This window comes from Burkholderia sp. RF7-non_BP4, assembly GCF_001521935.1.
GTDB lineage: Bacteria > Pseudomonadota > Gammaproteobacteria > Burkholderiales > Burkholderiaceae > Burkholderia > Burkholderia diffusa.
Window position 1 is genome coordinate 232,357 of the sequence record NZ_LOTA01000010.1, and the last position, 25,885, is coordinate 258,241.

20 protein-coding genes are annotated in these 25,885 nt (G+C 67.9%); 10 read left to right on the plus strand and 10 right to left on the minus strand.

The genetic code is table 11. The annotated features are described in order from the left end of the window. The first annotated feature begins 288 nt into the window (after positions 1-288). The gene (locus WS49_RS34825; RefSeq protein WP_156441345.1) at positions 289-504 is read left to right on the plus strand and encodes a hypothetical protein; all 216 of its coding nucleotides are present in this window, start codon (positions 289-291) and stop codon (positions 502-504) included. A gap of 28 nt (positions 505-532) precedes the next feature. On the opposite strand, the gene WS49_RS04870 is transcribed toward WS49_RS34825, so the two are convergent. Next, complete coding sequence (locus WS49_RS04870; protein WP_059524969.1) at positions 533-1,510, minus strand: LysR substrate-binding domain-containing protein; 978 nt, start codon at positions 1,508-1,510, stop codon at positions 533-535. Between the two features lie 796 nt (positions 1,511-2,306). Here WS49_RS04870 and WS49_RS04875 point away from each other — a divergent pair. From WS49_RS04875 to WS49_RS04905, 7 genes are all read left to right on the plus strand, one after another. Further along, positions 2,307-3,722: a circularly permuted type 2 ATP-grasp protein gene (locus tag WS49_RS04875; protein ID WP_059450610.1), complete on the plus strand. Its 1,416-nt coding sequence runs from the start codon at positions 2,307-2,309 to the stop codon at positions 3,720-3,722. Positions 3,723-3,786: 64 nt separating this feature from the next. Next, positions 3,787-4,728, plus strand: a complete 942-nt coding sequence (locus tag WS49_RS04880) for an alpha-E domain-containing protein (RefSeq protein ID WP_059524971.1) — start codon at positions 3,787-3,789, stop codon at positions 4,726-4,728. An 8-nt stretch (positions 4,729-4,736) separates the two neighbouring features. Then, entirely contained in the window at positions 4,737-5,711 is a 975-nt protein-coding gene (locus WS49_RS04885; RefSeq protein WP_059524972.1) for a transglutaminase family protein, read from the plus strand. A gap of 93 nt (positions 5,712-5,804) precedes the next feature. Beyond that, positions 5,805-9,233, plus strand: a complete 3,429-nt coding sequence (locus WS49_RS04890; protein ID WP_059524974.1) for a transglutaminase family protein — start codon at positions 5,805-5,807, stop codon at positions 9,231-9,233. Between the two features lie 170 nt (positions 9,234-9,403). Then, positions 9,404-12,052: a circularly permuted type 2 ATP-grasp protein gene (locus WS49_RS04895; protein ID WP_059524976.1), complete on the plus strand. Its 2,649-nt coding sequence runs from the start codon at positions 9,404-9,406 to the stop codon at positions 12,050-12,052. Then, positions 12,046-13,104, plus strand: coding sequence for a transglutaminase family protein (locus WS49_RS04900; RefSeq protein WP_059524978.1), 1,059 nt, complete (start codon positions 12,046-12,048; stop codon positions 13,102-13,104). The genes WS49_RS04895 and WS49_RS04900 overlap by 7 nt, the downstream gene beginning before the upstream one ends. A 189-nt stretch (positions 13,105-13,293) precedes the next feature. Then, the gene (locus tag WS49_RS04905; RefSeq protein WP_059525674.1) at positions 13,294-13,566 is read left to right on the plus strand and encodes a hypothetical protein; all 273 of its coding nucleotides are present in this window, start codon (positions 13,294-13,296) and stop codon (positions 13,564-13,566) included. Between the two features lie 58 nt (positions 13,567-13,624). Here WS49_RS04905 and pip read toward each other — a convergent pair whose 3' ends face one another. Together pip and WS49_RS34830 are read right to left on the minus strand one after the other, a co-directional pair. Continuing rightward, a complete protein-coding gene (pip, locus tag WS49_RS04910) occupies positions 13,625-14,557 on the minus strand; it encodes a prolyl aminopeptidase (RefSeq protein WP_059524980.1) in 933 nt (310 codons plus the stop codon). Positions 14,558-14,710: 153 nt separating this feature from the next. Then, on the minus strand, positions 14,711-14,878 hold the full coding sequence (locus WS49_RS34830) for a hypothetical protein (RefSeq protein WP_156437134.1): 168 nt from the start codon (positions 14,876-14,878) through the stop codon (positions 14,711-14,713). Positions 14,879-14,913: 35 nt separating this feature from the next. On the opposite strand from WS49_RS34830, the gene WS49_RS04915 reads away from it, so the two are divergent. Together WS49_RS04915 and WS49_RS04920 are read left to right on the plus strand one after the other, a co-directional pair. After that, positions 14,914-16,065 carry an acyltransferase family protein gene (locus WS49_RS04915; protein WP_059524982.1) on the plus strand — a complete coding sequence of 384 codons (1,152 nt, stop codon included), beginning with the start codon at positions 14,914-14,916 and terminating at the stop codon, positions 16,063-16,065. A gap of 395 nt (positions 16,066-16,460) precedes the next feature. After that, complete coding sequence (locus tag WS49_RS04920; RefSeq protein ID WP_059524984.1) at positions 16,461-18,053, plus strand: EAL domain-containing protein; 1,593 nt, start codon at positions 16,461-16,463, stop codon at positions 18,051-18,053. Positions 18,054-18,174: 121 nt separating this feature from the next. On the opposite strand, the gene WS49_RS04925 is transcribed toward WS49_RS04920, so the two are convergent. From WS49_RS04925 to WS49_RS04955, 7 genes are read right to left on the minus strand one after another with little or no spacing between them, the layout of a single operon-like run. Then, positions 18,175-19,239, minus strand: coding sequence for a 2-aminoethylphosphonate aminotransferase (locus tag WS49_RS04925; RefSeq protein WP_059524985.1), 1,065 nt, complete (start codon positions 19,237-19,239; stop codon positions 18,175-18,177). After that, positions 19,239-20,420: a phosphonopyruvate decarboxylase gene (aepY, locus tag WS49_RS04930; RefSeq protein ID WP_059524987.1), complete on the minus strand. Its 1,182-nt coding sequence runs from the start codon at positions 20,418-20,420 to the stop codon at positions 19,239-19,241. The genes WS49_RS04925 and aepY overlap by 1 nt, the downstream gene beginning before the upstream one ends. Further along, positions 20,417-22,105 (minus strand): phosphoenolpyruvate mutase, encoded by a 1,689-nt coding sequence (aepX, locus tag WS49_RS04935; RefSeq protein WP_059524989.1) that lies wholly within the window; start codon positions 22,103-22,105, stop codon positions 20,417-20,419. Before aepX ends, aepY begins: the two co-directional genes overlap by 4 nt. After that, positions 22,102-22,869, minus strand: coding sequence for a phosphocholine cytidylyltransferase family protein (locus WS49_RS04940; RefSeq protein ID WP_059524991.1), 768 nt, complete (start codon positions 22,867-22,869; stop codon positions 22,102-22,104). The genes aepX and WS49_RS04940 overlap by 4 nt, the downstream gene beginning before the upstream one ends. Positions 22,870-22,905: 36 nt before the next feature. Then, a complete protein-coding gene (locus WS49_RS04945; RefSeq protein ID WP_059524993.1) occupies positions 22,906-23,907 on the minus strand; it encodes an HpnL family protein in 1,002 nt (333 codons plus the stop codon). Beyond that, positions 23,904-24,713, minus strand: coding sequence for a HalD/BesD family halogenase (locus WS49_RS04950; RefSeq protein ID WP_059524995.1), 810 nt, complete (start codon positions 24,711-24,713; stop codon positions 23,904-23,906). The genes WS49_RS04945 and WS49_RS04950 overlap by 4 nt, the downstream gene beginning before the upstream one ends. After that, positions 24,710-25,390 (minus strand): CDP-alcohol phosphatidyltransferase family protein, encoded by a 681-nt coding sequence (locus WS49_RS04955; RefSeq protein ID WP_059524997.1) that lies wholly within the window; start codon positions 25,388-25,390, stop codon positions 24,710-24,712. The genes WS49_RS04950 and WS49_RS04955 overlap by 4 nt, the downstream gene beginning before the upstream one ends. Positions 25,391-25,885: the final 495 nt, after the last annotated feature.

Below are 25,885 nucleotides of genomic sequence, written 5' to 3' on the forward strand. Positions count from 1 at the left end.
CCGAATGGGACATGCTTTAAATGTCTTATTTAAATAGGATTGGTACTCATTCGACGAAATGGATCAGCGCTGAACAAAGTCGATATTGCCGAACATGAAATTTGCTCGCCGGTAGCGATGACCATTTCGCAATTTTCCGACGTAAGTGGTACCGAACTTTGTGCCGAAAAATAACGACTGATAAAAGGAAGACTTGCCTCTGTCATCGGCGCATCACGATGAATCCTGGAGCACAGGTCAGCTAAATCGAAAGGGCTGGTATGACGTTTTTGGCGAGATTGTCGTTACATGAAAATCGAAACTTTTGATATGTTGTGTAACAGGGTATTTCCGTTATCCAAGTCGGCAATTCATTCGGATTCGCAAACGTTTGGCGGTATCGTGGAATTGATCGAGCGTGCGGAACGCATATTGAAGACGAAACGGGATCGAAAAATGCTTCGCGACGGCGAACATGAAATACCGGAGCGCCGCGCGGATTGCAGCCACGCGGCGCGCCGGTAAATCGGGCGATGAGGGGCGGTGGAGGGTGTTACCGGCTGCCGCCGGCGCTGCGGCGCGCGATGCGCACGGCCGGCTCGATCGACGGCTCGGCCGCGACGCGCGGGCGGTTCATGATGTAGGTCCACAACTGCTCGGCCGCGAGCCCGCGCTTGCGGGCCGACCGGTACAGGCGAATCTCGAGCTCGGTGATCCAGTCCGCCGAGCCCGCACGAACGAGCGAACCATCCGCGAGTTCTTTCGCCACGCAGCTTTCGGGCAGCCAGCCGATGCCGTGCCCGGCCACGACCATTCCTTTCAACGCCTCGGACATGTGCGTCTCGAAGCACCGATGCAGCGCATACGATTCGGACGCGTTCAGCAGCAGCATCTCGACGACATTCCCGAGGAACGCGCCCGACGAATACGCGAGGAGCGGCAGCGGCGCGTCCGGCGTGCCGGGCAGTTCGAATACCGGCTTGCCGCGCGCATCGGGCGTCGACACCGGCAGGATCCGCTCGACGCCGAGCGTGACGAACGGGAAGTGGTTCGGATCGAGCACGATCGGCAGTTGCGGATGGTGATAGCCGAGCAGCAGATCGCATTCACCTTCGACGAGTTGCTGCACGCCTTCGGGCACGTTCACCGCGTTCACGCGCGCGGTCACGTGGCCGACTTCGCCGTTCAACTGCTTGAGCCATTCGGGGAACAGCGTGAACACGAGCGTATGCGCGACCGCGAAGCGCACCACCTGGTCGCTTGCCGCGAACTGGTCGTAGCCGTTCACGAGGTTGCGTGCCGCATACATGCTGCGCAGGATGTCCGCGGCCAGCCCGCGGAACATCTGCCCGGCCGGCGTCAGCGCGATCGGGTTGATGCTGCGGTCGACCAGCTTCGCGTCCATCCATGTTTCGAGCGCGGCGATTCGTCTGCTGAATGCCGACTGCGTGAGGTGCCGATGACGCGCGGCCCGGGAAAAACTCTTGGTATCCGCAAGGCTCAGGAAATCTTCCAGCCACTTTGCTTCCATGTTGATCTTCGCTTTTTATAGTCGGCGCCGGAAGGCGGCGGCGCCGTTTCACTGAACCGGTTTGGTAGCGTACCGCGCCTCGCGCATCGGAGCCGATGTTTTTTTTCGATTGGTGTTAGTCGAAATATGCATGGGCGTTGTCGGCGGGATTACGGCTACATACGGTTGAGGTGCCGGACCCGGCTAACCGGTTAGTTCACCGCGTCGAACTGCCCGACTTGCCGCAGACGGTACTTCCCCCCAGGGCCGGCCGCGCATCCGCGCGCGCCGGCTCGCCTTTCCGCTATTCCGCCCGGGCAACCGAAGGATGTGGCGCAATCCCCGTCGCGGTGCAGGGCGGGCCGCCGCAATGACTCGCCGATGCCGCGTCGCGGTTCGCTGCGATGCGGCAAGGCCGGGCGGGAAGGTGGCGGGGCGCGGGCGATCGCACGGCGACGGGGAAGCCGCGCCGACGCAGGCGCGGCGCCGCTGCAGGCCGGCAGCGCCGAGAGTCGCGAAGGCGCGCCGCCAGGGGAAGGATTGGTGCAGTGCAGATTGCACAGTCGTGACACGCGGGGGAACTATGTTCGACAGGCGCGGTGCAGCAGAGGCCGTGCGCGGGCATGGCACGCCTCTGGCGCGTCCTGCGCCGAGCGCATCGCACCATCGTGGTGCGGCGTGCCGCGGGGGCGTGCCGGCCGTGCGACAAAAAGGGGGAACCTGAGGGAATATCGCAAGGCACGTTCCTTGCAAGGCAGTCAGTACGCCGGTCCGGCATGCGCAATGCCGGGGAAAACGATCGATGGAGAAAAGATCGATGAAGCCATTCGATGAAATGCTGCAATCCGGCGACATGGTGAGGGCGCCTTACGCGCGCCTCAAGCAGTGGCTCGACACGCAGAACCCCGCGAGCCTCGCCCAGAAGGCCCACGACGCGGAAGGCGTGTTCCGCAGGACGGGCATCACGTTCGCCGTGTACGGCGACGCGCAGGCCGCCGAGCGGCTGATTCCGTTCGATATCGTGCCGCGGATCATCTCGGGCGCGGAATGGAGCCGGCTGTCGCTCGGCATCGAGCAGCGCGTGATGGCGCTCAACGCGTTCCTCGACGACATCTACCACCGCCAGGAGATCGTGCGCGCCGGCATCGTGCCGAAGCATCTGATCGCGCACAACGAGGCGTTCATCCCGGAGATGATCGATTTCCGGCCGCCCGGGAACGTTTACACGCACATTATCGGCGTCGACATCGTGCGCACCGGCGAGAACGAGTTCTACGTGCTGGAGGACAACGCGCGCACGCCGTCGGGCGTGTCGTACATGCTGGAAAACCGCGAGACGATGATGCAGCTCTTCCCCGAGCTGTTCCAGCAGGTCAAGGTGCGCCCGGTCGAGACCTATCCGCAGATGCTGCGGCAGTCGCTCGCGGCCGTGTGCCCGCCGGGCGGCAACGCCGACAACCCGACCATCGCCGTGCTCACGCCCGGCATCCACAATTCCGCGTACTACGAACATTCGTTCCTCGCCGACCAGATGGGCGTGCACCTCGTCGAGGGCAGCGACCTGCAGGTGGTCGACGGCCGCGTCGCGATGCGCACCACCGAAGGCTTCCGGCCGATCGACGTGCTGTACCGCCGCGTCGACGACGCGTTCCTCGATCCGCTCACGTTCCGCCCCGATTCGGTGCTCGGCGTGGCCGGGATCATGGACGTCTACCGCGCCGGCAACATCACGATCGCGAACGCGCCCGGCACCGGCATCGCCGACGACAAGGCGATCTACTCGTACATGCCGGAGATCGTCGAGTTCTACACGGGCCGCAAGGCGCTGCTGGAGAACGTGCCGACCTGGCGCTGCGGCGAGGCCGACAGCCTGAAATACGTGCTCGACCATCTCGACGAACTGGTCGTGAAGGAAGTGCACGGCTCCGGCGGCTACGGGATGCTGGTCGGCCCGTGCGCATCGAAGGCCGAACTCGAGGCGTTCGCCGCGAAGCTGCGCGCGCGTCCCGCGAACTACATCGCGCAACCCACGCTGGCGTTGTCCACGACGCCGATCCTGACCGAAGCCGGCCTCGCGCCGCGCCACGTCGACCTGCGGCCGTTCGTGCTGGTGTCGGACCGGATCCGCATCACGCCGGGCGGGCTCACGCGCGTCGCGCTGCAGGAGGGATCGCTCGTCGTCAACTCGAGCCAGGGCGGCGGCACCAAGGACACCTGGGTGCTGGCCGACTGAGCCGGGCACGACCGCGCGCGCCGCAGCCGGCGCGCGAACCGAACGAAGACGGAGTGGACACGAGATGCTTCTGGGACGAACTGCGAGCGGTCTCTACTGGATGTACCGCTATATCGAGCGCGCGGAGAACATCGCGCGCATCGTGGATGCCGGGCTGCGGATGGCGCTCACGCGCACGTCCGACGCGCCGGCCGAATGGTCGTCGGTGCTGGTCAGCTCGGGCGCGGACGACGGCTATCGTCAGAAGTACGACGCATATGCCGCCGATACCGTGACCGACTATCTGCTGCGCGACCGCGACAACCCGTCGAGCGTGCTGTCGTGCATCGAGAACGCGCGCTCGAACGCGCGGATGGTGCGCACGGCGCTCACCCGCGAGGCGTGGGAGAGCGTGAACGGCGCGTGGCTCGCGCTGCGCCACGCGCTCGCGCAGCCGGTGCCGGAGAGCGGGCTGCCGGCGGTGCTCGACGAAGTGAAGCGTGAAACCGCGCTGATCCTCGGCAGCTTCTACAGCACGATGCTGCGCAACGAGATCTTCGATTTCGCGCAGATCGGCGCGTTCGTCGAGCGCGCCGACAACACCGCGCGGATTATCGACGTGAAATACCACCTGCTGCTGCCGTCGGTGTCGCACGTCGGCACGATCCTCGACAACTACCAGTGGGAGACGATCCTGCGCTGCGTGGCCGCACACCGCTCGTATCGCTGGGTGTACGACGTGCAGTACAAGCCGATGAACATCGCCGATTACCTGATCCTGAACGGCCGCATGCCGCGTTCGCTGCGCTATTGCTACGGGCGCGTGGTGTCGAGCCTGAACATGCTCGCGAAGGATTACGGCGTGACACACCCGTGTCACGACACGGCCACGAAGATTCTGCAGATGCTGTCCGACACCTCGGTCGAGCGCATCTTCAAGAGCGGCCTGCACGAGTTCCTGACCGACTTCATCGGCCGCAACAACAGCCTCGGGATCGATATCGCCCAGGCCTACAACTTCGACTGAGACTTGCCATGCGACTCGCCATCCGACACATCTCGCGTTATCAGTTCGACGATCAAGCCACCTACGCGTTGCAACGGCTGCGGCTGCGCCCGCAATCGGGGCCCGGGCAGACGGTGCGCGCGTGGCAGGTCACGATCGAAGGCGTCGAGCCGGCGCTGTCCTACACGGACGGGCTCGGCAACCGGATCGACCTCGTGCGCCACGACCGCGGCGCGAAGAACGAGATCGTCGTGGTCGCGGCCGGCGTCGTCGAGACGCAGGACCGCGCCGGCATTCTCGGCAACCCCGAGGGCTATGCGCCGCCGTGGATCTTCGAGCGCGAGACCGCGCTCACGAAGGCCGGCGACACCGTGCGCGAACTCACGCAGGCGCTGCCGATCGAGCCGCACAGCCTCGACGCGCTGCACTGGCTGATGACGGAAGTGCATGGCCGCATCGCGTACGCGCCGAACCTGGCCGACGCGCCGGTCGATGCCGAAACCGCGCTGCAAAGCGGCGAGGGCACGAGCCGCGACCATGCGCATGCGTTCATCGCGGCCGCGCGCGCGCTGAAGGTGCCCGCGCGCTATATCTCCGGCTACGTGCTCGCCGACAGCGCGATGCAGCGCATCGCCGACGCGAAGCAGAGCGCGGCGGACGACGAGGAAGAGGAGGCGCTCGCGCTGCAGAGCGGCGACGGCATGCAGCAGGCGCTCGGCGTATCTCACGCGGCGCAGTCGCAGGGCTTGCCGCAGGCGGCGCTCGGCGCGCAGCCGCAGGCCGCCGCGCTGATGCAGCAGCCGGCCGGTCATGCGTGGGCGGAGGCCTACGTCGAAGGGCTCGGCTGGGTCGGCTTCGATCCGTTCATGAACCGCTGCCCGGACGAGCGCTACGTGCGCATCGCCGTCGGCCTCGACGCGCGCGACGCGCAGCCGGTGACGGGACTCGGCGCGAGCATCGTCGGCATCGAGATCAGCGTCGTGCAGTCGCCGGAACTGGTCTGACGCACCCCTTCGCCGAATCCGCCGTGCCGTGCCGCCGCAGCGACGGCGACGCGGCGCGCGCGGCCGGCCCAACCCGAACCGAGCGGCTCTCCCATGCCCATCCACGTCGCGCTGCATCACACCACCCGCTACCGCTACGACCGGCCCGTCAACCTCGGCCCGCAGATCGTGCGGCTGCGGCCCGCGCCGCACTGCCGGACGCCGATCGTCGCGTATTCGATGACGGTCGAGCCCGCGCAGCACTTCATCAACTGGCAGCAGGACCCGTTTTCGAACTATCTCGCGCGGCTCGTGTTTCCGGAACGCACCGAACACTTCGAGATCACGATCGACCTGGTCGCCGAGATGTCGGTGTACAACCCGTTCGACTTCTTTCTGGAAGCGAGCGCGGAGCAATATCCGTTCAACTATGACGATGCGCTGAAGACCGAACTCGCGCCGTACCTCGCGTGCGATCCGCAGACGAGCGCGGCGCCGCTGTTCCGCGCGTATCTCGACGGCGTCGACCGCACGCCGGCCGGCACCGTGAACTTCCTCGTCGCGCTGAACCAGCAGCTGCAGCACGACATCGGCTATCTCGTGCGGATGGAGCCGGGCGTGCAGACGCCCGAGCAGACGCTCGAGCTCGCGTCCGGGTCGTGCCGCGACAGCGCATGGCTGCTCGTGCAGCTGTGCCGGCACCTCGGCATCGCCGCGCGCTTCGTGTCCGGCTACCTGATCCAGCTTACGCCCGACGTGAAGGCGCTCGACGGCCCGAGCGGTACGTCGGTCGACTTCACCGACCTGCACGCGTGGTGCGAAGTCTATCTGCCGGGCGCGGGCTGGATCGGCTTCGATCCGACCTCGGGCCTGCTCGCCGGAGAAGGGCACATCCCGCTCGCGTGCACGCCGCAGCCGACCAGCGCCGCGCCGGTCGAAGGGCTGATCGACGAATGCGAAGTCGCGTTCGAACACGAGATGGCGGTGACGCGCGTGTACGAATCGCCGCGCGTGACGAAGCCGTATACCGAGTCGCAGTGGGACGCCGTGCGCACGCTCGGCGCGCAGGTCGACGGCGCGCTGACGGCAGGCGACGTGCGGCTCACCCAGGGCGGCGAGCCGACCTTCGTGTCGATCGACGATCGCGACGGCGCGGAGTGGAACACCGATGCGCTCGGCCCGACCAAGCGCGGCTACGCGACCGAACTCGTGCAGCGGCTGCGCGCCGAATACGGCGAAGGCGGCTTCCTGCATTTCGGGCAGGGCAAGTGGTATCCGGGCGAACAGTTGCCGCGCTGGGCGCTGTCGATCTTCTGGCGCGCCGACGGCCAGCCCGTGTGGCACGATCCGTCGTTGTTCGCCGACGAGCGCGAGCCGTCCGCGTGCACGACCGACGACGCGAAGCGCTTCATCGACGCGCTGGCCGCGCGCCTCGGCCTGACCGACGAATTCGTGCGGCCCGGCTACGAGGACGTCTGGTACTACCTGTGGCGCGAGCGCCGGCTGCCCGTCAACGTCGATCCGTTCGACTCGCGCCTCGACGACGAGCTCGAACGCGCGCGGCTGCGCAAGGTGTTCGACCAGCAGCTCGACAGCGTGGTCGGTTACGTGCTGCCGATCAAGCGCGCGGACGACGTGGCGGGCCAGCCCGGCCTCGACGGCCCGCGCTGGCAGACGGGCCCGTGGTTCTTCCGCGACGAGCGGATGTACCTCGTGCCCGGCGATTCGCCGATGGGCTATCGGCTGCCGCTCGATTCGCTGCCGTGGGTGGCCGGCGCCGACTATCCGTACCTCGTCGAACGCGATCCGTTCGCGCCGCGCGACGCGCTGCCGGACGCGGCCGCGTTCCGTGCGCGTCACGCGGGCACGGCCGACGCGCCGCGCTACCTGGCCGGCGCGCATCGCGAAGCACCCGTGCAAACGGTCATGCAATGGCGCGGCGACGGCACGGCCGCCGACGGGCGGCACGCGCATGGCACGGCGGACGCGCAGCGCCGCCCCGAGCGCTTCGAATCGGCCGCATGGATCACGCGTACTGCGCTGTGCGCCGAAGTGCGCAACGGCATCCTGTATCTGTTCATGCCGCCGCTCGCCGCGCTCGAAGATTATCTCGACCTGCTCGCCGCGATCGAGCTGACCGCGCACGCGCTCGACGAGAAGCTCGTGCTCGAAGGCTATCCGCCGCCGCGCGACGCACGGCTCAAGCTGCTGCAGGTCACGCCCGATCCCGGCGTGATCGAGGTGAACATCCATCCGGCGAAGAGCTTCGACGAACTCGTCGGCCAGACCGAATTCCTGTACGACGCTGCGTGGCAGTCGCGCCTGTCCAGCGAGAAGTTCATGGTCGACGGCCGGCACGTCGGCACGGGCGGCGGCAACCACTTCGTGCTCGGCGGCGCGACGCCGGCCGACAGCCCGTTCCTGCGCCGCCCGGACCTGCTCGCGAGCCTGATCGCTTACTGGCACAACCATCCGTCGCTGTCGTACCTGTTCTCGGGGCTGTTCATCGGTCCGACGAGCCAGGCGCCGCGCGTCGACGAGGCGCGCAACGACCAGGTCTACGAGCTCGACATCGCATTCGCGGAAATCCAGCGCAACAAGCTGCTGTACGGGCAGGACATGCCGCCGTGGCTCGTCGACCGCGTGCTGCGCAACCTGCTGATCGACGTGACCGGCAACACGCACCGCAGCGAATTCTGCATCGACAAGCTGTATTCGCCCGATTCGTCGACCGGGCGGCTCGGCTTGCTCGAACTACGCGCGTTCGAGATGCCGCCGCATGCGCGGATGAGCATCGTGCAGCAACTGCTGCTGCGCGCGCTGGTCGCGCGTTTCTGGGCCGCGCCGTACACGACGCCGCTCACGCGCTGGGGCACCGCGCTGCACGATCGCTTCATGCTGCCCACGTTCCTGAAGATGGATTTCGACGACGTGCTGGCCGAGCTGCGCGACGCCGGTTTCGCGTTCGACGCGGCGTGGTTCGCGCCGCACTTCGAATTCCGCTTCCCGCTGTTCGGCCAGATCGCGGTGAACGGGATGCAGCTGTCGCTGCGCGGCGCGCTGGAGCCGTGGCACGTGATGGGCGAGGAGGGCGCGACCGGCGGCACGGTGCGCTACGTCGATTCGTCGGTCGAACGGCTCGAAGTGCGCGTGACCGGGCTGAACGACAACCGGCACGTCGTGACCGTCAACGGCCGCGCGCTGCCGCTGCAGCCGACCGGCACCGTCGGCGAATACGTCGCGGGCGTGCGCTACAAGGCATGGGCGCCGCCGTCGGCGCTGCATCCGACCATCGGCGTGCATGCGCCGCTCACGTTCGACATCGTCGATACGTGGCTGCAACGCTCGCTCGGCGGCTGCCGGTATCACGTCGCGCATCCGGGCGGGCGCAACTACGCGACGTTCCCGGTCAACGCGTACGAGGCCGAGAGCCGGCGGCTCGCGCGCTTCGTCGCGATGGGGCACACGCCGGGGCGGATGGACGTGTCGGCCGCCGCGCCGAGCCGCGAATTCCCGTTCACGCTCGACCTGCGACGGCCTTGATCCCCGGATGAAAGCACGGACGACGATGCGCGGTTCGCGACCTCCCGGCGCGCCGGCCGGAGTGCTAGGATGCGGGCAGAACGCGGCCGCCCGCCGCGTCCGCCGTGCCCGGCCGTCGGTGCGGCGACGCGCGGGTGCGTCCGCCCCCTGACGACGGAACGATATCGACCGTGCCGCCCATTCACCCCGACGATCTCGCCGACGCCGACGCGGTGCCCACGCTCTTCGATACCGGCGCGCAGCCGGATGCCGCGGAACTGGCCGCCGCGCTCGCGGCGCCGGCCGCGGCCGGCCGCTACGACGAACTGCGCGGCAGCGCCGCCGGCCTCACCGCGCCGCTGCTCGCGCCTGCATGGCGCAGCTTCTTCACGTCGATCGGCAGCGACGGCGTGGCCGACCTCGACCGCCGCGCCGATGCGCTGCAGCGCCGCATGCGCGAGAACGGCCTGTTCTACCAGCTCCACGAACAACGCGCGGGCGACGGCGCGGCCGGCCCGTGGTCGCTCGACCTGCTGCCGCTGATCGTCACGCCCGAGGACTGGGTCGCGATCGAGCGCGGCGTGCTGCAACGCGTGCGGCTGCTCAACGCGACGATGGCCGACCTGTACGGGCCGCAGACGATCCTGCAGCGCGGGCTGCTGCCGCCCGCGCTCGTGACCGGGCATCCGGGCTACCTGCGCGCGATGCGCGGCGCACGCGTGCCGGGCGATACGTGGCTGCACGTCGTCGCGTTCGACCTCGCGCGCGGCCCCGACGGGCAATGGCGGATCGTCGCGCAGCACACGCAGGGCCCGTCCGGGCTCGGCTATCTGCTCGAGAACCGGCTGATCGTGTCGCGGCTCTTTCCGCGAGGCTTCCGCGGGCTGCGCGTGCAGCGGCTCGCGTCCGCGTACCGGTCGCTGCTGCAGAGCATGCAGGCGCTCAGCCCGGCCGCCAGGAACTCGCGGATCGTGCTGTTGACGCCGGGGCCGCACAGCGCGACGTATTTCGAGCACGCGTATCTCGCGCGCTACCTCGGCCTCACGCTCGTCGAGGGCGGCGACCTGACCGCGCGCGACAACCGTGTATTCCTGAAGACGCTGCGTGGGCTCGAACCCGTGCACGGCATCCTGCGGCGCGTCGACGACGCCTGGCTCGATCCGCTCGAACTGCGGCCCGATTCGCTGCTTGGCGTGCCGGGGCTGCTGCAGGCCGTGCGCGCCGGCAACGTGCTGCTCGCGAATGCGCCGGGCTCCGGCTTCCTCGAATCGCCGGGCATGCTCGGTTTCATGCCGCGCCTCGCGGAAGGGCTGCTCGGCGAAACGCTGACGTTGCCCGCCGTGCATTCGTGGTGGTGCGGCGAGGCGGCGGCATGCGACGACGCGCTGGCGCAGCTCGCGCGCTGCATCGTGAAGCCGTCGTATCCGCCCGACGCGCAGGCCGGCGGCGCGTTCGACCCGGTGATCGGCGCGCGGCTCACACCGGCGCAGCTGGCCGAATGGCGTGCGCGAATCCTGGCCCGGCCCGAGCATTACACGGTGCAGGCCGACCTGCCGCTGTCGCAGGCGCCGACCTGGCCGGGGCCCGACGCGCCCGACGGCTCCGGCGGCGCGCGCATCGTGCCGAAGCCGCTGCTGCTGCGCGTGTTCGCGCTCGCCGATGGCGCGCAACGCTGGCGGCTCCTGCCGGGCGGGCTGTCGCGGGTCGGCACGCGCGATACGCTGTTCAACGCGCCGATGCCGCGCGGCGGCAGCACCGTCGATACGTGGGTGATGACCGAAGGCATCGTCGATTCGACGACGCTGCTGCAAACCCGTCTCGGCCCCGACGATCTGGTCGAGCGTCCGCGCGCGATCGCGAGCCGCGCGGCCGAGAACCTGTTCTGGCTCGGCCGCTACACCGAGCGCGCGACCAACCTGATGCGTCTCGCGCGCGCCGCGCTGGAGCGGCTGCGCGGCGAGGACGACGTCGACAGTCCCGCGCATCTGGAATTGATCGACACGCTGTGCCGCGACACCGGGCTGATCGCGCCCGACGCACCGAACGCGGTCGATGCGCCGCGCGCGTTCCAGCACGCGCTCGCGACGTCGCTGACGCGCGGCGCGGACCGTACGTCGGGCATCGCGTCGTGCCTGTTCGGGATGCGCGCGGCCGCCGCCGCGATCCGCGAGCGGCTGTCGAGCGATCAGTGGCGGCTGATCGACGACGCGACGCAACTGTTCGCCGACAGCGCCGATCATCCGGAAGCCGAGGAGCAGATCGGCAACGAGGCGCTGCAGCTGCTCGAGCGGCTGGGGCTGCTGCTCGGCGCGATCACCGGCGCGCAGACCGACAACATGACGCGCGACGACGGCTGGCGACTGCTGTCGATCGGCCGGCAGATCGACCGGCTGGACTTCCTGTGCAGCGTGCTGAAGTTCGCGTTCGACGATGGCGCCGTGCATCGGCAGGACGGCTTCGAACTCGTGCTGGAACTGTTCGACAGCACGATCACGTTCCGCTCGCGGTTTCAGCGCGGCTTCGACGTCGCGCCGCTGCTGTCGCTCGTCGTGCTCGACACCGACAATCCGCGCTCGCTCGGCTGGGTCGTGCAGGCGTTGCGCGGCCGGCTGACGAAGGTCGAGCGCAGCGAGGGCTATGCGCTGTCCGAGCTGGCCGAGACGATTCCGGACGTGCCCGCGTGGTCGCTGCACGAGCTGTGCGAAACCGGCGACGACGGCCGGCACGACACGCTGCTCGATGCGCTCGACACGACCGTGAAGGCCGTGTGGGAGCTGTCGAACCGGATCGGCGAGCGCTATTTCAGCCACGTGCGCGAGGCGGGCAGGACGCTATGGTGACGACGAAACACGCGGCGAAGACGCCGCCCGCGGCCGGTTCCGGTAGCGCGAAGGAGGCTGCCACGCCTGCCACGCCCGCCGCACCCGCAACGCCGACGGCCGTCGCGGCCGGCCGCGTGCTGCGCGTCACGCACGACACCGAATATCGCTACGCCGCCCGCGTCGAATCCGCCCAGCACCAGGCGCGGCTCCAACCGCTCGCGACGCCGCGCCAGCAGGTGCTGTCGTTCGCGCTCGACATCGAGCCCGCGCCGGAAGCGGTCTGCACCGAGATCGACGCATTCGGCAATGCGCGCGCATCGTTCGCGCTGAACCAGCCTCACGACGCGCTGCTCGTGCGCAGCCGCAGCACGGTGCGCGTGAGCCCGCCCGTGTGGTCGCAGGGCGCACGCGGCGCGCCGCCGCCCGCGATCGCGCATCCCGACGCCGAACATGCAACGGCATGGGAAGCCGTGCGCGACCGCTTGCGGTTTCGCGCCGGGCAGCCGTACGACGCGGCGAGCGAGTTCGTGTTCGCGTCGCCGCACGTGGCGTGCGATCCCGAACTGGCCGCGTATGCGGCCGCCAGCTTCACGCCGCGGCGGCCGCTCGTGCAGGCCGCGTGGGACCTGATGCGGCGGATTCACGCCGACTTCGCGTACACGCCGAACAGCACCGACATCACGACGACGGCGCTCGATGCGTTGCGATTGCGCAAGGGCGTTTGCCAGGATTTCGCGCACGTGATGATCGGCGCGCTGCGCTCGCTCGGGCTCGCCGCGCGCTACGTGAGCGGTTATCTGCTGACGCAGCCGCCGCCCGGACAGCCGCGGCTGATCGGCGCGGATGCGTCGCATGCATGGGTCGACGTCTACGACCCGGCGTGGCCCGAAGACGGCGGCTGGCTGCAGCTCGATCCGACCAACGACCGCGCACCGGGCGACGACTACGTGATGCTGTCGATCGGCCGCGACTATGCGGACGTGACGCCGCTGCGCGGCGTGATCCGCGGCGGCGGCGCGGATCAGGAGCTGAAGGTCGGCGTGACGGTCGAGCCGCTCGATACGCCGTAAGCCACGCGGCATGATCGCGCCGGCGCCGCGCGCGTCGGCCGTTTAAGTCTTCGTTAATTCTGCCCGCCTAGCATGGTGATGCCGACGAACGGACCGGACCCGGGTCCGGCGCCGGCGGCACGCACGGGTGCGTCGACGTCACGGCGCCGCGCCGTCGCGCGTGGCCATTTCATTGCAACGGCGGCAGACATGATCAAGAACTTCGACTACCCGCTCGGCAACGAGACGATCGCGCTCTGCGCGAGCTTCGGCGCGGGCCCCGCATTCCGTCGCGTGCTCGTGAGCCGCGCGGATTCGATGGAGACGCTCGTGGTGCTCGATGCACGCGGCCTGTCGGGCTTGCTGAAGGTCGCGACCGAGCAGCCGGAAGGATTGCTCGACGATGCGATCCGCAAGGTCGGCGACGAACAGCTCGTCGAGCGCGCGATCAGCGGCCGGACGATCGTCGAAGCCGCGCTTTGAGCGGGCGGCGCGTGCAGGCCGGCATGGCCGGCTGCAACGCGCCGCCTGGCGTTGCGGCTTACGCGGCGAACCGGTCCGTCGCGGCGAGCAGTGCCTTCAGGATCCCCGGTTCGTTGTAGGCATGCCCGGCGTCCGGCACGATCTCGAACGTCGCGTCGGGCCATGCCTTCGCGAGGTCCCACGCGGTGCGCGCGGGCGTCGCGATGTCGTAGCGGCCTTGCACGATCACGCCCGGAATGCCGGCGAGGCGATGCGCGTCGCGCAGCAACTGACCTTCGTCGACGAAACCGCGGTTTACGAAGTAGTGGTTTTCGATGCGCGCGAACGCGAGCGCGTAGTGGCCGTCCGCGAAGTGCGCGGCCAGCGCCGGATCGGGCAGCAGCGTGATCGTGCGGCCTTCCCAGATGCTCCATGCGCGCGCGGCTTCGAGCTTCGCGGCTTCGTCGTCGCCCGTCAGCCGGCGATGGTATGCGGCCATCAGGTCGCCGCGCTCGGCTTCCGGGATCGGCGCGAGGAATTCCTCCCACAGGTCCGGGAACAGCCACGACGCGCCTTCCTGGTAGTACCACAGCAACTCCGCGCGGCGCATCGTGAAGATGCCGCGCACGACGAGCGCGCTCACGCGCCGCGGGTGCGTTTCCGCGTAGGCGAGGCCGAGCGCGCTGCCCCACGAGCCGCCGAACACGAGCCATTGTTCCGCGCCCACCATCTCGCGCAGCCGCTCGATGTCGGCCACCAGATCCCAGGTCGTGTTGTTGTCGAGGCTCGCGTGCGGCGTCGAACGCCCGCAGCCGCGCTGGTCGAACAGCAGGATGTCGTAGCGCTCGGGATCGAACAGGCGGCGATGGTCGGGGCTGCAGCCCGCACCCGGGCCGCCGTGCAGGAACACCGCCGGCTTGCCGGACGGGTTGCCGCAGCGCTCCCAGTAGATGCGGTGGCCGTCGCCGGTGTCGAGGTGGCCATGGGCGTAGGGTTCGATCGGTGGGTACACAGGCAGGCTCCGGGGTGAGGGTCGGCAGGAGGGCGGACGAGGCACGGGCCGGTGTGCGATCGGAATGCCGCGGCGCCGATATCGCGGATATTGCGGCGCCGCAAAATTCGTTGTGTCTGCATCGGACCGGCCGCCGCCGGGCAAGGCTTGTCATTATGCCCATTCATTCCGCCCGCCGTGCGGCGGTCGGCATCGGGCGTGCGGCGCGGCCATTTCGGCCGACAGGCGCACCGAAATTTTTTGAAGCAATTTCGTTCCGATATTTTTCAGACAAAATCCCGGCGACATATCGGCGAGCCGGTCGCGGGCGCCGGCCTTCATACCGTTCCTCCACCGTGCCAACGGGAAACGAGCCGATGAACCATCGCGTCAAGCAGCTGACCGGGTTGCGCGCCGTCGCGGTCACGATGGTCGTCGTCGGCCATGCGGAGCACGTGCTGCCGGGCGGCTACACGGGCTGGTTCGCGCCGCTGCGGTTGATCGCAGACGGCCGGCTCGGCGTGCTGATCTTCTTCGTCCTCAGCGGCTTCCTGATCACCAACGTGCTGCGCGCGGAATTCGCGCGCACCGGCGGGATCGCACTGACGTCGTTCTACGTGCGCCGCGCGTTGCGGATCTGGCCGGCCTGCTACGTATATCTCGCGACCGTCGGCGTGCTCGCCATCGCCGGCTGGCTCGACGTCGATCGCCGGCAGTGGCTGTATGCGGCGCTGCATCTGTGGAACTACTCGGCGTGGTTCGGGCTGACCGGCGACAACACGTTGCATCCGGCCGGCGCGTGGTATCTCGGCCATTTCTGGTCGCTCGCGCTCGAGGAGCAGTTCTACTGGTTCTGGCCGCTGCTGTTCGTGTACGGCGCCCGCCATCGCGGCACGCGCTGGCTGGCCGCGCTGATCCTGGCCGTGCCGCTGGTGCGCGCGCTCACGTATTTCGTCGCGCCGGCGCTGCGCGGGCAACTCGGGATGATGCTGCATACGGGCGTCGATCCGATCCTGATCGGCTGCTACGCGGCGCTCAACCGCGAACGGCTCGAAGCATGGATCCGCTCGTGGCGCGGCGAGACGCGCATCGTGACGGCGCTCGTCGTCATCGTGCTGTTCGGGATGCCCGTTGCCGAGCATCGGCTCGGTGGCTTCTGGAATGCAACCTACGGCGTGACGCTCGAGGCGGCGCTGATCGCGATCTTGATCGTCGTGCTGAATTTCCGCAGCGAGTTCTGGTGCGCGCGGTGGCTGCGTGCCGCGCCGGTCGTGTTCGTCGGCACGATCTCGTTCAGCCTGTATCTGTGGCAGCAGCCGTTCGCGAATCCTGAGCTGGCGGTTCCGCACGCGTTCCCGCTCGGGATCGTGTGGGCGCTGCTGGCCGCGACGGCGAGCTATTTCCTCGTCGAGAAGCCGTTCCTGCGATTGAAGGATCGCTACGCCGCGCGCGAGGCGCGACGCATGCGCGACGATGCGCTGCGGATGCCGGTGCCGACCGATGCGATCGGGCCGAAGGTGGTGGAGTAGGGCACGCGTGACGGGCCCCGCCTGTCTACCAGGCTGAAACGCTTCAGCGCCTCGGGAAAACACAGGACGCGCGGGCCGATTCCGTCGGACTTGCCGTCGCGACGCGAAATGGCGACGTTGCGAACTTCCCGGAAACGCGAGGCAGACCGTCGCTGTTCGGCTACGAACCGCCATTCGACCTCACGTCCGCCGCGGCCATTCGACGTGCTCCGGCATCCGCTTGCAAGCATCTGCCGGGTTCCGGCGTCGCCTGAACGCTAGCGACTCATTTATCCATTTGAATAAAATCGGACAAGATTCTATTGTTCGGTTGATATGCGGTAATGCTCTGACGATGTAGCCTCTGCCTGACCGGCTTTGCGACCGTGGTGACAATCGATCATCGGAGCTGATGGATGATCAAACGGCTTACGCTTGTATCTGCCTCGATCGTATTGGGCTGCGTTGCGACCATCGCCCCCGTGCTGACGAGCATTTACGTTGCCGATGAGGACGTCGAGCGACGGGATCAGAACGATCTGCGCGACTTCGCAGCCAAGGCGCTCTTGCGCGCGGAGTTGGTCACGTATCAGGCCGTTACTGCCCTTGCGGACCTGGAGCGTGTTCCGGGGGCATCCTGTTCCGCCGCCAACCTGTCGCACGCGGCGCGCGTGATTTTCAATTACGGCTATGTGCAGGATGCGGGCACCTACGCCGACGGACAATATCTCTGCTCGCCCTTGATGGGCGATGTGCGCGCGCTGCATTTGACGTTGCCGCCGGCCGATTGGCGCAGTGCGGACGGATATTCGGTCTGGTTCAGGCGCAAGAGCCCGCTGAGCGACGTGCGCGAGGACATCCAGTTGGCTCGCAACGGCCATTACGTCTTGATCGATCCAAAGTCATACGTCGATCTGATCGATCCGGCGAGGCGCCCGATCGCGGCGGTCAATACCGACACCGGCACGCTGTTCGCGCTCTCCTATGGCGCCGACAAGGATGAAATGCTCAACGCATGGAAGCTCGGCGGCAAGCTCGAGAACGACCGATGGTATTACGCCGTCGCGAAGTCCGCGACCGGCCCGCTCGCGATGGTCGTCAAATCGCCGAAGAGCAGTCTTGTCGGCGACTGGCCGAAACTGCTTGCGACGTGGCTTTCCATCGGCGTTGCGCTGGGCGCTGCGATCGGATGGCTGGCGTTCAAACGCGTGTCGCGCCAGCTCTCCTTTCCGGCAACCCTGGAGTGGGCGATCAGTCGCAAGAAGATGCAAGTCGTCTACCAGCCGATCGTCAATCTTGTAGACGGCCGTTGCGCCGGGGTCGAGGCGCTCGTCAGATGGGAATTGAATGGGCGAGCCGTGTCGCCGGAGATCTTCGTGGCGGTTGCCGAGGAAAATCATCTGATCCAGCCGTTGACCGATCTCGTGCTCGACAAGATCATTGCCGACATGGCGCCCCTGCTGCGCACACACCCGGCATTTTATGTGTCGATCAACGTGAGCAGCGACGACTTGCGAAGCGATCGGTTCCTCAAGGTTCTCGCGCGCGTGCTCGACGGCACCGGCATTGACCCGTCCCAGATACGGATCGAAGCCACCGAGCGCAGCTTCATGAATGCGGACGAAACCCGCGACGTCATCGCGGCATTCAGGGCGGCCGGACACCCCGTCTATATCGACGATTTCGGCACGGGCTATTCGAGTCTTTCCTACCTGCAGACTTTCCAGGTCGATATTCTCAAGATCGACAAGTCGTTCATCGACACGGTCGCAAGGGACACTGCATCGAGCATCGTCGCACCGCACATCATCTCGATGGCTCACGAGCTGGGTCTGGAAGTCGTTGCCGAGGGTGTCGAATCGGACACACAGGTCGAATATCTTCGAGGCAAGGGCGTGCAGTACGGACAAGGCTGGTACTTCGCGAAGGCCATGCCGGTCGTAGAGCTGATGGCATGGTTGCTGGCACGCGAAACGTCGCAGGAGACCGCCAGGTTGACGGCGGCGTAGCATTCGATGGCATCCGTCGTTTGTTTCGCTGCGCGCGGGCGTCGATAAGCGATACGCGTAAAAATCTGCGAGGAACAAAAAAGGCCCTCGCGGGCCTTGGGTTGGAGAGCGAGGCCGACGCTTAACGCGTCAGCGCCGTGAACTCCTCCAGCAGTCGATCGACATCAGCCGCAGCGATAGCGCCCATCGTCGAGATGCGGAACAGTTCCTTCGACAACCCGCCTTGCCCCGCATAGATCACGAAGCCGCGCGCCTTCAGGCCGTCGTGCAGCGTCTCGTACGTGACGCCCTGCGGCAGCCGGTACGCGCGCAGCACGACCGACGATGCGCCTTCGGGCAGCACGAGCGGCATCCCGCGCGCGGCGAGGCCGGCCTGCGCCTGATCCGCGAGCGCCTTGTAGTGCGCATGGCGCGCACGCCAGCCACCGGCTTCGTCGAACTCGCGCAGCGCTTCGACGAGCGCGTAATACGCGTGCACGGACGGCGTGAACGGCGTATTGCGCTGATCCTGCAGCTTCGCGAGACGGCCGAGATCGAGGTAATACGTGCGGCTCGCGGCCTTCGCAAGCGCGCCGCGGCGCACGATCACGAACGCCGCGCCCGGCACGCCGTGCAGGCACTTGTTCGCGGTCGCGGCGACCGCGTCGATCACGCCGCCGGCGAAGTCGATCGCTTCGGCGCCGAAGCTGCTGACGCCGTCGACGAGCATTTTCACGCCGCGCGCGCGGCACACGTCGGCGATCGCGCCGAGGTCGTTCAGCCGGCCGGTCGTCGTTTCGTGATGAATCACCGCGACGTGCGAATAACCGCCCGCGTCGAGACTCGCGGCGATCTGCGCGAGATCGGGCGCCTGCATCCATTCGTGCTTCAGCACGTCGTGCGCGATGCCGTACTGCGTCGCGATCTGCGTGATGCGCTCGCCATACACGCCGTTCTCGATCACGAGCAGCTTGCCGTCCTGCGGCACGAGCGCCGCGATCATGCTTTCGACGGCGGCGGTGCCCGAGCCCGTCATCAGCACGGCGGCCCATTCGGCCGGATCGAGTTCGTACGCAGCGACGAGGCGCGCACGCGCTTCATCCTGCAGATCGAAGAATTCGCTTTCGCGATGGCACAGGTCGGGTTGCAGCAGGCTGCGGCGCACGCGTTCGGTCAGCGTTACCGGGCCGGGATTCAGCAGCAGCATCAATGAGCTCCTTCGGCATGGGCTTCAGCCTGTGCGGCGCCGATATGCCGCATCAGGCGGGTCTTGACCTCGACCGGCGTGACGGTCGGGCGGGGCAGGCCGTCGGGCACGCCCGTGCGGATCGCCACGCGCACGAATTGCGCACCGTCGGCTTGCGTCGCGAGCGTCGCATCGAGCACGTCGAGCGTATCGCCTTCGACGGCCGATGCGTAGCCGCATGCGGCCGCGACGCCCGCGAACGACACGTGCCGCGACACGGTTGCCTGACCGCCGGTCGATTCGTGCGCGCCGTTGTCGAGCAGCACGTGCGTGAGGTTGGACGGACCGTAGGTGCCGAGTGTCGCGAACACGCCCATCCGCATCAGCGCGGCGCCGTCGCCGTCGACGGCCACCACGCGCAGGTCGGGGCGCGCGAGCGCGAGACCCAGCGCGAGCGGCGTCACGCAGCCCATCGAGCCGACCATGTACAGCTGGTTCGGGCGGTCGTCGATGGCATAGAGTTCGCGGCCGCAGAAGCCGGTCGACGCGAGCACGACGGTCGAATCGACCGGCGTGTGCGCGATCACGCGCTGCAGCGCGTCGTGGCGGGTCGGCCACGCGGCGGGCGCTTCGGCACGTGCCGCCGACTGCGCGGCGACGTGCGCGCGCGGCGCCGCCGCCGGGTTCGCCTTCAGTTCATACGGCGCGACGCTGCCTTTCTGCATCACGAGTGCGTACGGGCGGCCCGTTGCGTCCATGTGCGCGATCGCGCGGTCGAGTGCCGGGCCGACCTGTTCGGGGTCGGTCGGGAACGTCTCCCACGGGATCTCCATCGTGTCGAGCATCGCGGGCGTGATCGGCCCCATCAGCGCATGCTGCGGTTCGTCGGCCACGCCCGGCTGGCCGCGCCACGTGACGATCAGCAGCTGCGGCAGCCGGAACGTCCAGGTCAGCGACGTGAGTGGGCTCACCGCGTTGCCGAGCCCCGAGTTCTGCATCATCGCGATCCCGCGCTTGCCGCCGAGCGTGGCGCCGGCGATCAGCGCGACCGCGTCGCCTTCGTTCGCGGCCGACAGGTAATGCAGCGTCGGGTCCTGCAGCACGTAGTTGATGAACGGCGTGAGGTACGAGCAGGGTACGCCCGCGTACCAGTCGAAGCCGCGTTCGCGCGCGGCCTCGACGAACTGGGCCGCTTCGATCATTGCGCGCCCCCGTTGCCGGCGCCCGGCTCCGACAGCGGCGTCTGGCCGTGCGCGAAGTCGCCCGCGCGGCGGAAGTCTTCGAGATCGTTGACGCCGCGCCAGTGGCCGTGCACGTACTGCACCTCGATCTTCTCGCCGGCGGCGATCAGTTCGTTGAGCAGGGACGGGATGTCGAGCGTGTCGAAATCGGGGCGCGCCTGCAGCGTCGCGAGCATCGCCTTCAGGCGATCGACGCCGGCGCCGCGCACGTTCAGCAGACCGATCCAGCGGCCGTGCGGCGTGCCGGCGGCGGCGACGTCGCTCGATACACGTTGCAGATACGTCTTCTGGCCGAACAGGCCGCGATCGTCCGCGGCCGAGCAGAGCGCGAAGTCGCGCACGCTTTGGTTGGTTTCCGTGAGCGACGAATCGACGACGACGCTGAACTCGGCCTCGCTCTCCGCCAGGTCGCGCAGGATGTAGCTGCGGAACAGCAGGTCGCCGTACGAGATCACGGTGTCGCCGGTCAGGCGTTCGGCCGCGCATGCGAGCGACGTGAGTTCGCCCGTCTGCGCATGGCGCTCGTTGACGACGAGCTTGATGCCCGACGTGTCGATCGCGTCGGCGCGATAGCCGCCGACCACGGTGATGTCGTTCACGCCATGCTTCTTGAAGCCGTCGACGAGCCAGCGCAAGAGCGGCTTGCCGGCGACCGGCAGCATGACCTTGGGCTTGTCTTCGGTGACGGCCTCCAGCCCCTTGCCGCGGCTCGCGGCGAGCACGATCGCGGCGTTCGACGCGCGCGACGACGACGACAGGTAGATGCGCTCGGCCGCCGAGTATTCGTCGGCGTCCTGCAGGCGGAAGATTTCGTTGACCGACGCGACGCGGTCCTCGACGTTGATCAGCGTCTGGTTTTCGTGGATCTCGCGTGCGACGGACTGCATCGCCGATGCCGACGCACGGATCAGGTGGTTCGCCCAGATCACGGTGCTGATGCCGGCCTGGCGGAACACGTCGGTCGGCGTGCTGTAGTACTTGGTCGGCACGATCACGAGCGGCGCGCGGCCGCTCCATTCGCGCGCGAACTGCAGGATCTCGTCCGGGCGCGACAGCTTGCTGTGAATCAGGATCGCGTCGGCGCCGGCTTCCGCATACGCGTTCGCGCGGCGCAGCGCCTCGTCCATCCCCCAGCCCGCGATCAGCGCCTCGACGCGCGCGACGATCGAGAAGTCGGGATCGCTCTGCGAATCCTTGCCGGCCTTGATCTTGCCGCAGAACTCGTCGATCTCGGCGAGCGGCTGGCGCTCGCCGTCGATGAAGCTGTTCGTCTTCGGGAACTGCTTGTCCTCGATGCACACGCCGGCGATGCCGCGCTGCTCGAGCTTCTTCACGAGGCGGCGCACGTTGTTGAAGTTGCCGTAGCCGGTGTCGCCGTCGAGCAGGATCGGCAGGTCGCTCGCGTCGGCCATGAACTCGAGCACGTCGACAACCTGGGTCCAGCTCGCTTCGTTGTTGTCGCGCACGCCGAACTGCGCGGAGATCGCGAGGCCCGATGCCCAGATGCCCTTGAAGCCGGCTTCGCGGACGATCCGTGCCGACAGGCCGTTGTGCGCTTCCATCAGGAATTCGAGGTCGCTGCTGACGAGCATGCGGCGCAGGCGTGCGCTGCGCGATTCGGAGAAGTTGGGTTCGCGTGCGTTCATCGTGCGGCTCCTGCAGTCGTGCGTTGAATCAGGGGAAGAATTTCTTGCGTGGCGCGTGCGACGTCGTTCGGGAAGTCGATCTCGATCCACGGCGAGCCCGTGACGTCGGCGACGTCGAACGAATGGCCGCCTTCGAGCAGCAGGTCGCGCACGGCTTCCTCGTGCGGCATGTTTGCGCGGCCGCTGTCGACGTAGCCCGCGACGATCGTCGCGAGGCGGCGCGCGGTGCCTTCGGTGAAGCGGAAGAAGCCGACCGACTCGCCGATCGTGTCGTATTCGAGGTCGACCGCGAGCTGCTTGCGCAGCTCGACCGGCACGCCGTTTTTCAGGCACAGCTTGACGGGCTCGTCGCCGGCCTCGAAGTCGCGATCGATCAGCAGGCGGTCCACCGACTTGTCCGGATCGGCGACCAGCGCGTGCAGGATGTTTTCGTCGTACAGCACGTCCGCGTCCATCAGCAGCACGTCGCCGCCGCGCGTCATCGCATCGGCGACGGTGTGCACGGTCAGCACGCTGCCGAGGTCGTAGCGCTCGTTCACCACGATCTCGGCGCTGCGGCCGAGGCGCTCGAGTTCCTGCTCGACCTTCCCGGCCTGGAAGCCGAGCCCGAGCACGATTTCATCGACGCCGGCGGCGTCGAGCACGCGCAGATGGCGCTCGAGCAGCGACACGTCGTCGAAGCGCAGCAGGCACTTCGGGAATTGCGCCTCGGGCGGTTGTTGCAGGCGCAAGCCGAGGCCTGCCGCAAGAATGATGGCTCGCATGGGTTCTCCAACCAAAAAGCCGGCGGATCTGAACGATCAGTCGGCGATGGGCTGCGGCGCGCGGCGCCGCTGCCAGTTTCTTTCACTGAAATGCAGATAGAGCAGGCCGGGCAGGCCGAGCGCGAGTTCGCGCGCGCGCTTCGCGAGCGACAGCGCGAGCGCCGCGTCGGGCGGCAGGCCGACCAGCGGGGCGAGCAGCAGGTAACCGCCTTCCTGTGCGCCGAGCGAACCCGGGATCGCGAATGCCGCACCGCGAATCGCCTGGCCGACGCTCTCGAGCAGCAGCGCGTCGAGCCAGCTGACCGGGTGCCCGAGGAAGTGCAGCGCGAGCCACACTTCGGCGGTGCCGACGATCCAGCCGGCGAGGCTCAACGCGAAAGTCTTCGCGACCTTCGCGCGATCGCGGTACAGCGCGCCGACGGCGTCGTCGATCGCGTCCGCGCGCGTCGCCAGCGACGACCAGTCGCGCGGGCCGAGCAGCTTCGACGCGAGACGCAGCCCGCGGCCGAACAGCCCGCGCCGCTGCGCCACGTAGAACGCGACGGCGAGGGCGCCGAGCACGCCGGTGGCGATCAGCGCCGGCGTGCGCAGGTGAGCGACGGACTCGTGCGTCGCATACAGGCTGAACGTGGCGATGCCGATCAGCGCGAACGCCATCTGCGCGAGCGCCTGCATCGTCGTGCTGACGGTGACCGCGGCGGCGGCATCGGCCATCCGCGTGCCGCGCTGCGCGAGGTGGCGCACCATCAGCACCGGGCCGCCGATCTGCCCGGCGGGCAGCAGGCTGTTCACCGATTCGCCGACCCAGCGCGCGCGCAGCGCGTTGCCGAGCTCGGCGCCCGGCTGGCCGCGGCGGAACATCGCCGAGATCGCCAGCGCGTCGATCACGAGCGGGACGACGTGGAATGCGGCGACGAGCGCGAGGCCCCAGCCGGCCGCGAGAAACGTCGACGCGACCGCGCCGACGCCCTGCCACGCGAGCAGGGCGACGAAGAGTGCCGTTCCGAGGGACAGCAGGATCAGGCCGGCGCGTGTCATGACCCGGTCGACCGTCGCGTGGCCAGCTGCTTGAACACCTGGCGGAAACCGAAATACGCGATCGCGTCCTTCATGTTCGAGATGAAGCGCTTCCACGGCCGCATGCCGGGGTTGGTCACGTATTCGAAAGTGAGCGACACGCGCGTCTCGTTCTGGCCGAGCGGCGTGACGCGATGGCGCAGCTTGTCGCCGTCGAACAGCACGATGCCGCCGTCGGCGATCTGCACGGAGCCCGGCGCGTCGGGCACGTCCGGATTGCGCGTATGCAGCTCGTAGTCGAGCCGGCACGACGAATCGTCGATCACGCCGATCAGCAGCGTGTAGCGGCGGCCGTCGTAGTACGACGTGTCGTAATGCCAGCCGATGTGGTCGCCCGGCTTCGTGTAGTAGTACAGCGCGTACGCGTGCGGATCGTCGTCCGGCGACAGCATCAGCTTGTCGCCGGTGATCTTCTCGAGGAAGCCGATCAGCGCCTTCGACCGGTACAGCTCGGCGATGTACGGCGCCTGTTCGTCGATCGTGTGCCGGCTCACGCTGCCGCCCTGCTTGTGGCCGGGCAGGTAATTGCGGTTCAGGCCGGCCTGCATCGCGCGCGCGGCGGCCGCGAGCTTCGCGTGCGCGTCGGCCGGCAGAAAGGCGTCGAGGTACAGGAACGACCCCTGGCGCGTGTAGTCGCCGCGCAGGCGGTCGAGGTCGAGACGGCCGACGCAGTCGGCCACGGTGCGATCGGGATCGGCCGCTGCCGCGCGCGCAGGCGCGGGGCGTGCCGGGCTCAGCACGGAGTCGTCGCGCGTGCTAGGAGTCATTTGGAAGCCTGGATTTCGGTTGAATTCTGAGGGGCGCCGCTTCGCCGAACGATGCGCCACCAGTCGATCACGACCCACGCGGCGAACAGCGGGGCGCCGATCGACGCCGCGAGCAGGAACGGCTGGACGCCGTCGACGAGCGTCACGATCGGCAGCAGGTAGAGCACGTCTTCCGTCTCGAAGCCGCCGGCGAACGCCTGCTTGGTGCCGGCCTTGCCGGCGATCGATTCGATCCGCATGCGCAGGAAGAAGATCAGCGCGACGGCCGCGCCGGCCACCGCGCCGAGCAGCACCGGCGACGCGGCCATCTGGCCGCCCTGGGCGACGATGCCGACGCCCATGCTGACGAACAGCGCGACCGTCACGAGCGCGTCGGCCGCGAGGTCGTAAAAGTGACCGATCTTGCTGGACTTGCCGCTGATGCGCGCGAGTTCGCCGTCGGTGTGATCGACGAAGTTCGACAGCACGATCAGGAATGCGCCCGCGTTGCTCCAGCCGAAGCCGCCGTGCGCAAGGCACCAGGCGCCGGCGAGGCCGATCAGCAGACGAAGGGTGGTGAGGTGATTCGGGGTAACGGGCGTGTCGATCAGCGGTCGGACGAGCGAGCGCGCGAGCCGAGCATCCCAGGTGCGCGGCAGGGGCGGTTCGGAGCGTGTAGCGGTTTTTCTTTGGTCCATCGGCGAAATATATACGGAATTGTAATTTGTTGCTTTTTCTTCGACCAATGTCCTGACATACGGGAGTGTTACCGCGCATTCCGGGCATTGGCCGATTGCAAACCGGATGCGCGAAACGGCGTTCGCGCAGGCGGACCCTGTCTGATCCAGTGTGGTTCGCCTCACGCCGCTGTCAAGGGTGGACGGGCCTTGCACGCGGGCCCGGCGGCGATTCGCGCGCGTCGATGCGTTGACGTGCATCAGGCCCGCAACCGCCGCGGCGGGCGACAATCGGCCGCGGCGATCGCCGATTGGCCATCGCATGCGGATTCTTCGCGTCGATGCGACTAATCCGGAAAGGTATCGGTCGATTCACGTTCAGCCGTTCGTAATTTTTGCGCGGAAAACTGGCGGTCCGCTTTCGCGCACCTTTCGGATACATGCGCTTGCGGCCGCCGCGGGCTGTCACAGAACCGTCGTTCGATACCCGGTGCATTCAGCAAGTATCTTTTGCAT

Coding starts and splice junctions, on each gene's coding strand:
- aepY (WP_059524987.1), bottom strand. CDS start 20,420: ATGATCGAAGCGGCCCAGTTCGTCGAGGCCGCGCGCGAACGCGGCTTC.
- WS49_RS04900 (WP_059524978.1), top strand. CDS start 12,046: ATGGTGACGACGAAACACGCGGCGAAGACGCCGCCCGCGGCCGGTTCC.
- WS49_RS04915 (WP_059524982.1), top strand. CDS start 14,914: ATGAACCATCGCGTCAAGCAGCTGACCGGGTTGCGCGCCGTCGCGGTC.
- WS49_RS04955 (WP_059524997.1), bottom strand. CDS start 25,390: ATGGACCAAAGAAAAACCGCTACACGCTCCGAACCGCCCCTGCCGCGC.
- WS49_RS04880 (WP_059524971.1), top strand. CDS start 3,787: ATGCTTCTGGGACGAACTGCGAGCGGTCTCTACTGGATGTACCGCTAT.
- WS49_RS04920 (WP_059524984.1), top strand. CDS start 16,461: ATGATCAAACGGCTTACGCTTGTATCTGCCTCGATCGTATTGGGCTGC.
- WS49_RS04950 (WP_059524995.1), bottom strand. CDS start 24,713: ATGACTCCTAGCACGCGCGACGACTCCGTGCTGAGCCCGGCACGCCCC.
- WS49_RS04890 (WP_059524974.1), top strand. CDS start 5,805: ATGCCCATCCACGTCGCGCTGCATCACACCACCCGCTACCGCTACGAC.
- aepX (WP_059524989.1), bottom strand. CDS start 22,105: ATGAACGCACGCGAACCCAACTTCTCCGAATCGCGCAGCGCACGCCTG.
- WS49_RS04905 (WP_059525674.1), top strand. CDS start 13,294: ATGATCAAGAACTTCGACTACCCGCTCGGCAACGAGACGATCGCGCTC.
- WS49_RS04945 (WP_059524993.1), bottom strand. CDS start 23,907: ATGACACGCGCCGGCCTGATCCTGCTGTCCCTCGGAACGGCACTCTTC.
- WS49_RS04940 (WP_059524991.1), bottom strand. CDS start 22,869: ATGCGAGCCATCATTCTTGCGGCAGGCCTCGGCTTGCGCCTGCAACAA.
- WS49_RS04870 (WP_059524969.1), bottom strand. CDS start 1,510: ATGGAAGCAAAGTGGCTGGAAGATTTCCTGAGCCTTGCGGATACCAAG.
- WS49_RS04925 (WP_059524985.1), bottom strand. CDS start 19,239: ATGCTGCTGCTGAATCCCGGCCCGGTAACGCTGACCGAACGCGTGCGC.
- WS49_RS04885 (WP_059524972.1), top strand. CDS start 4,737: ATGCGACTCGCCATCCGACACATCTCGCGTTATCAGTTCGACGATCAA.
- WS49_RS04875 (WP_059450610.1), top strand. CDS start 2,307: ATGAAGCCATTCGATGAAATGCTGCAATCCGGCGACATGGTGAGGGCG.
- WS49_RS34825 (WP_156441345.1), top strand. CDS start 289: ATGAAAATCGAAACTTTTGATATGTTGTGTAACAGGGTATTTCCGTTA.
- WS49_RS34830 (WP_156437134.1), bottom strand. CDS start 14,878: ATGAAGGCCGGCGCCCGCGACCGGCTCGCCGATATGTCGCCGGGATTT.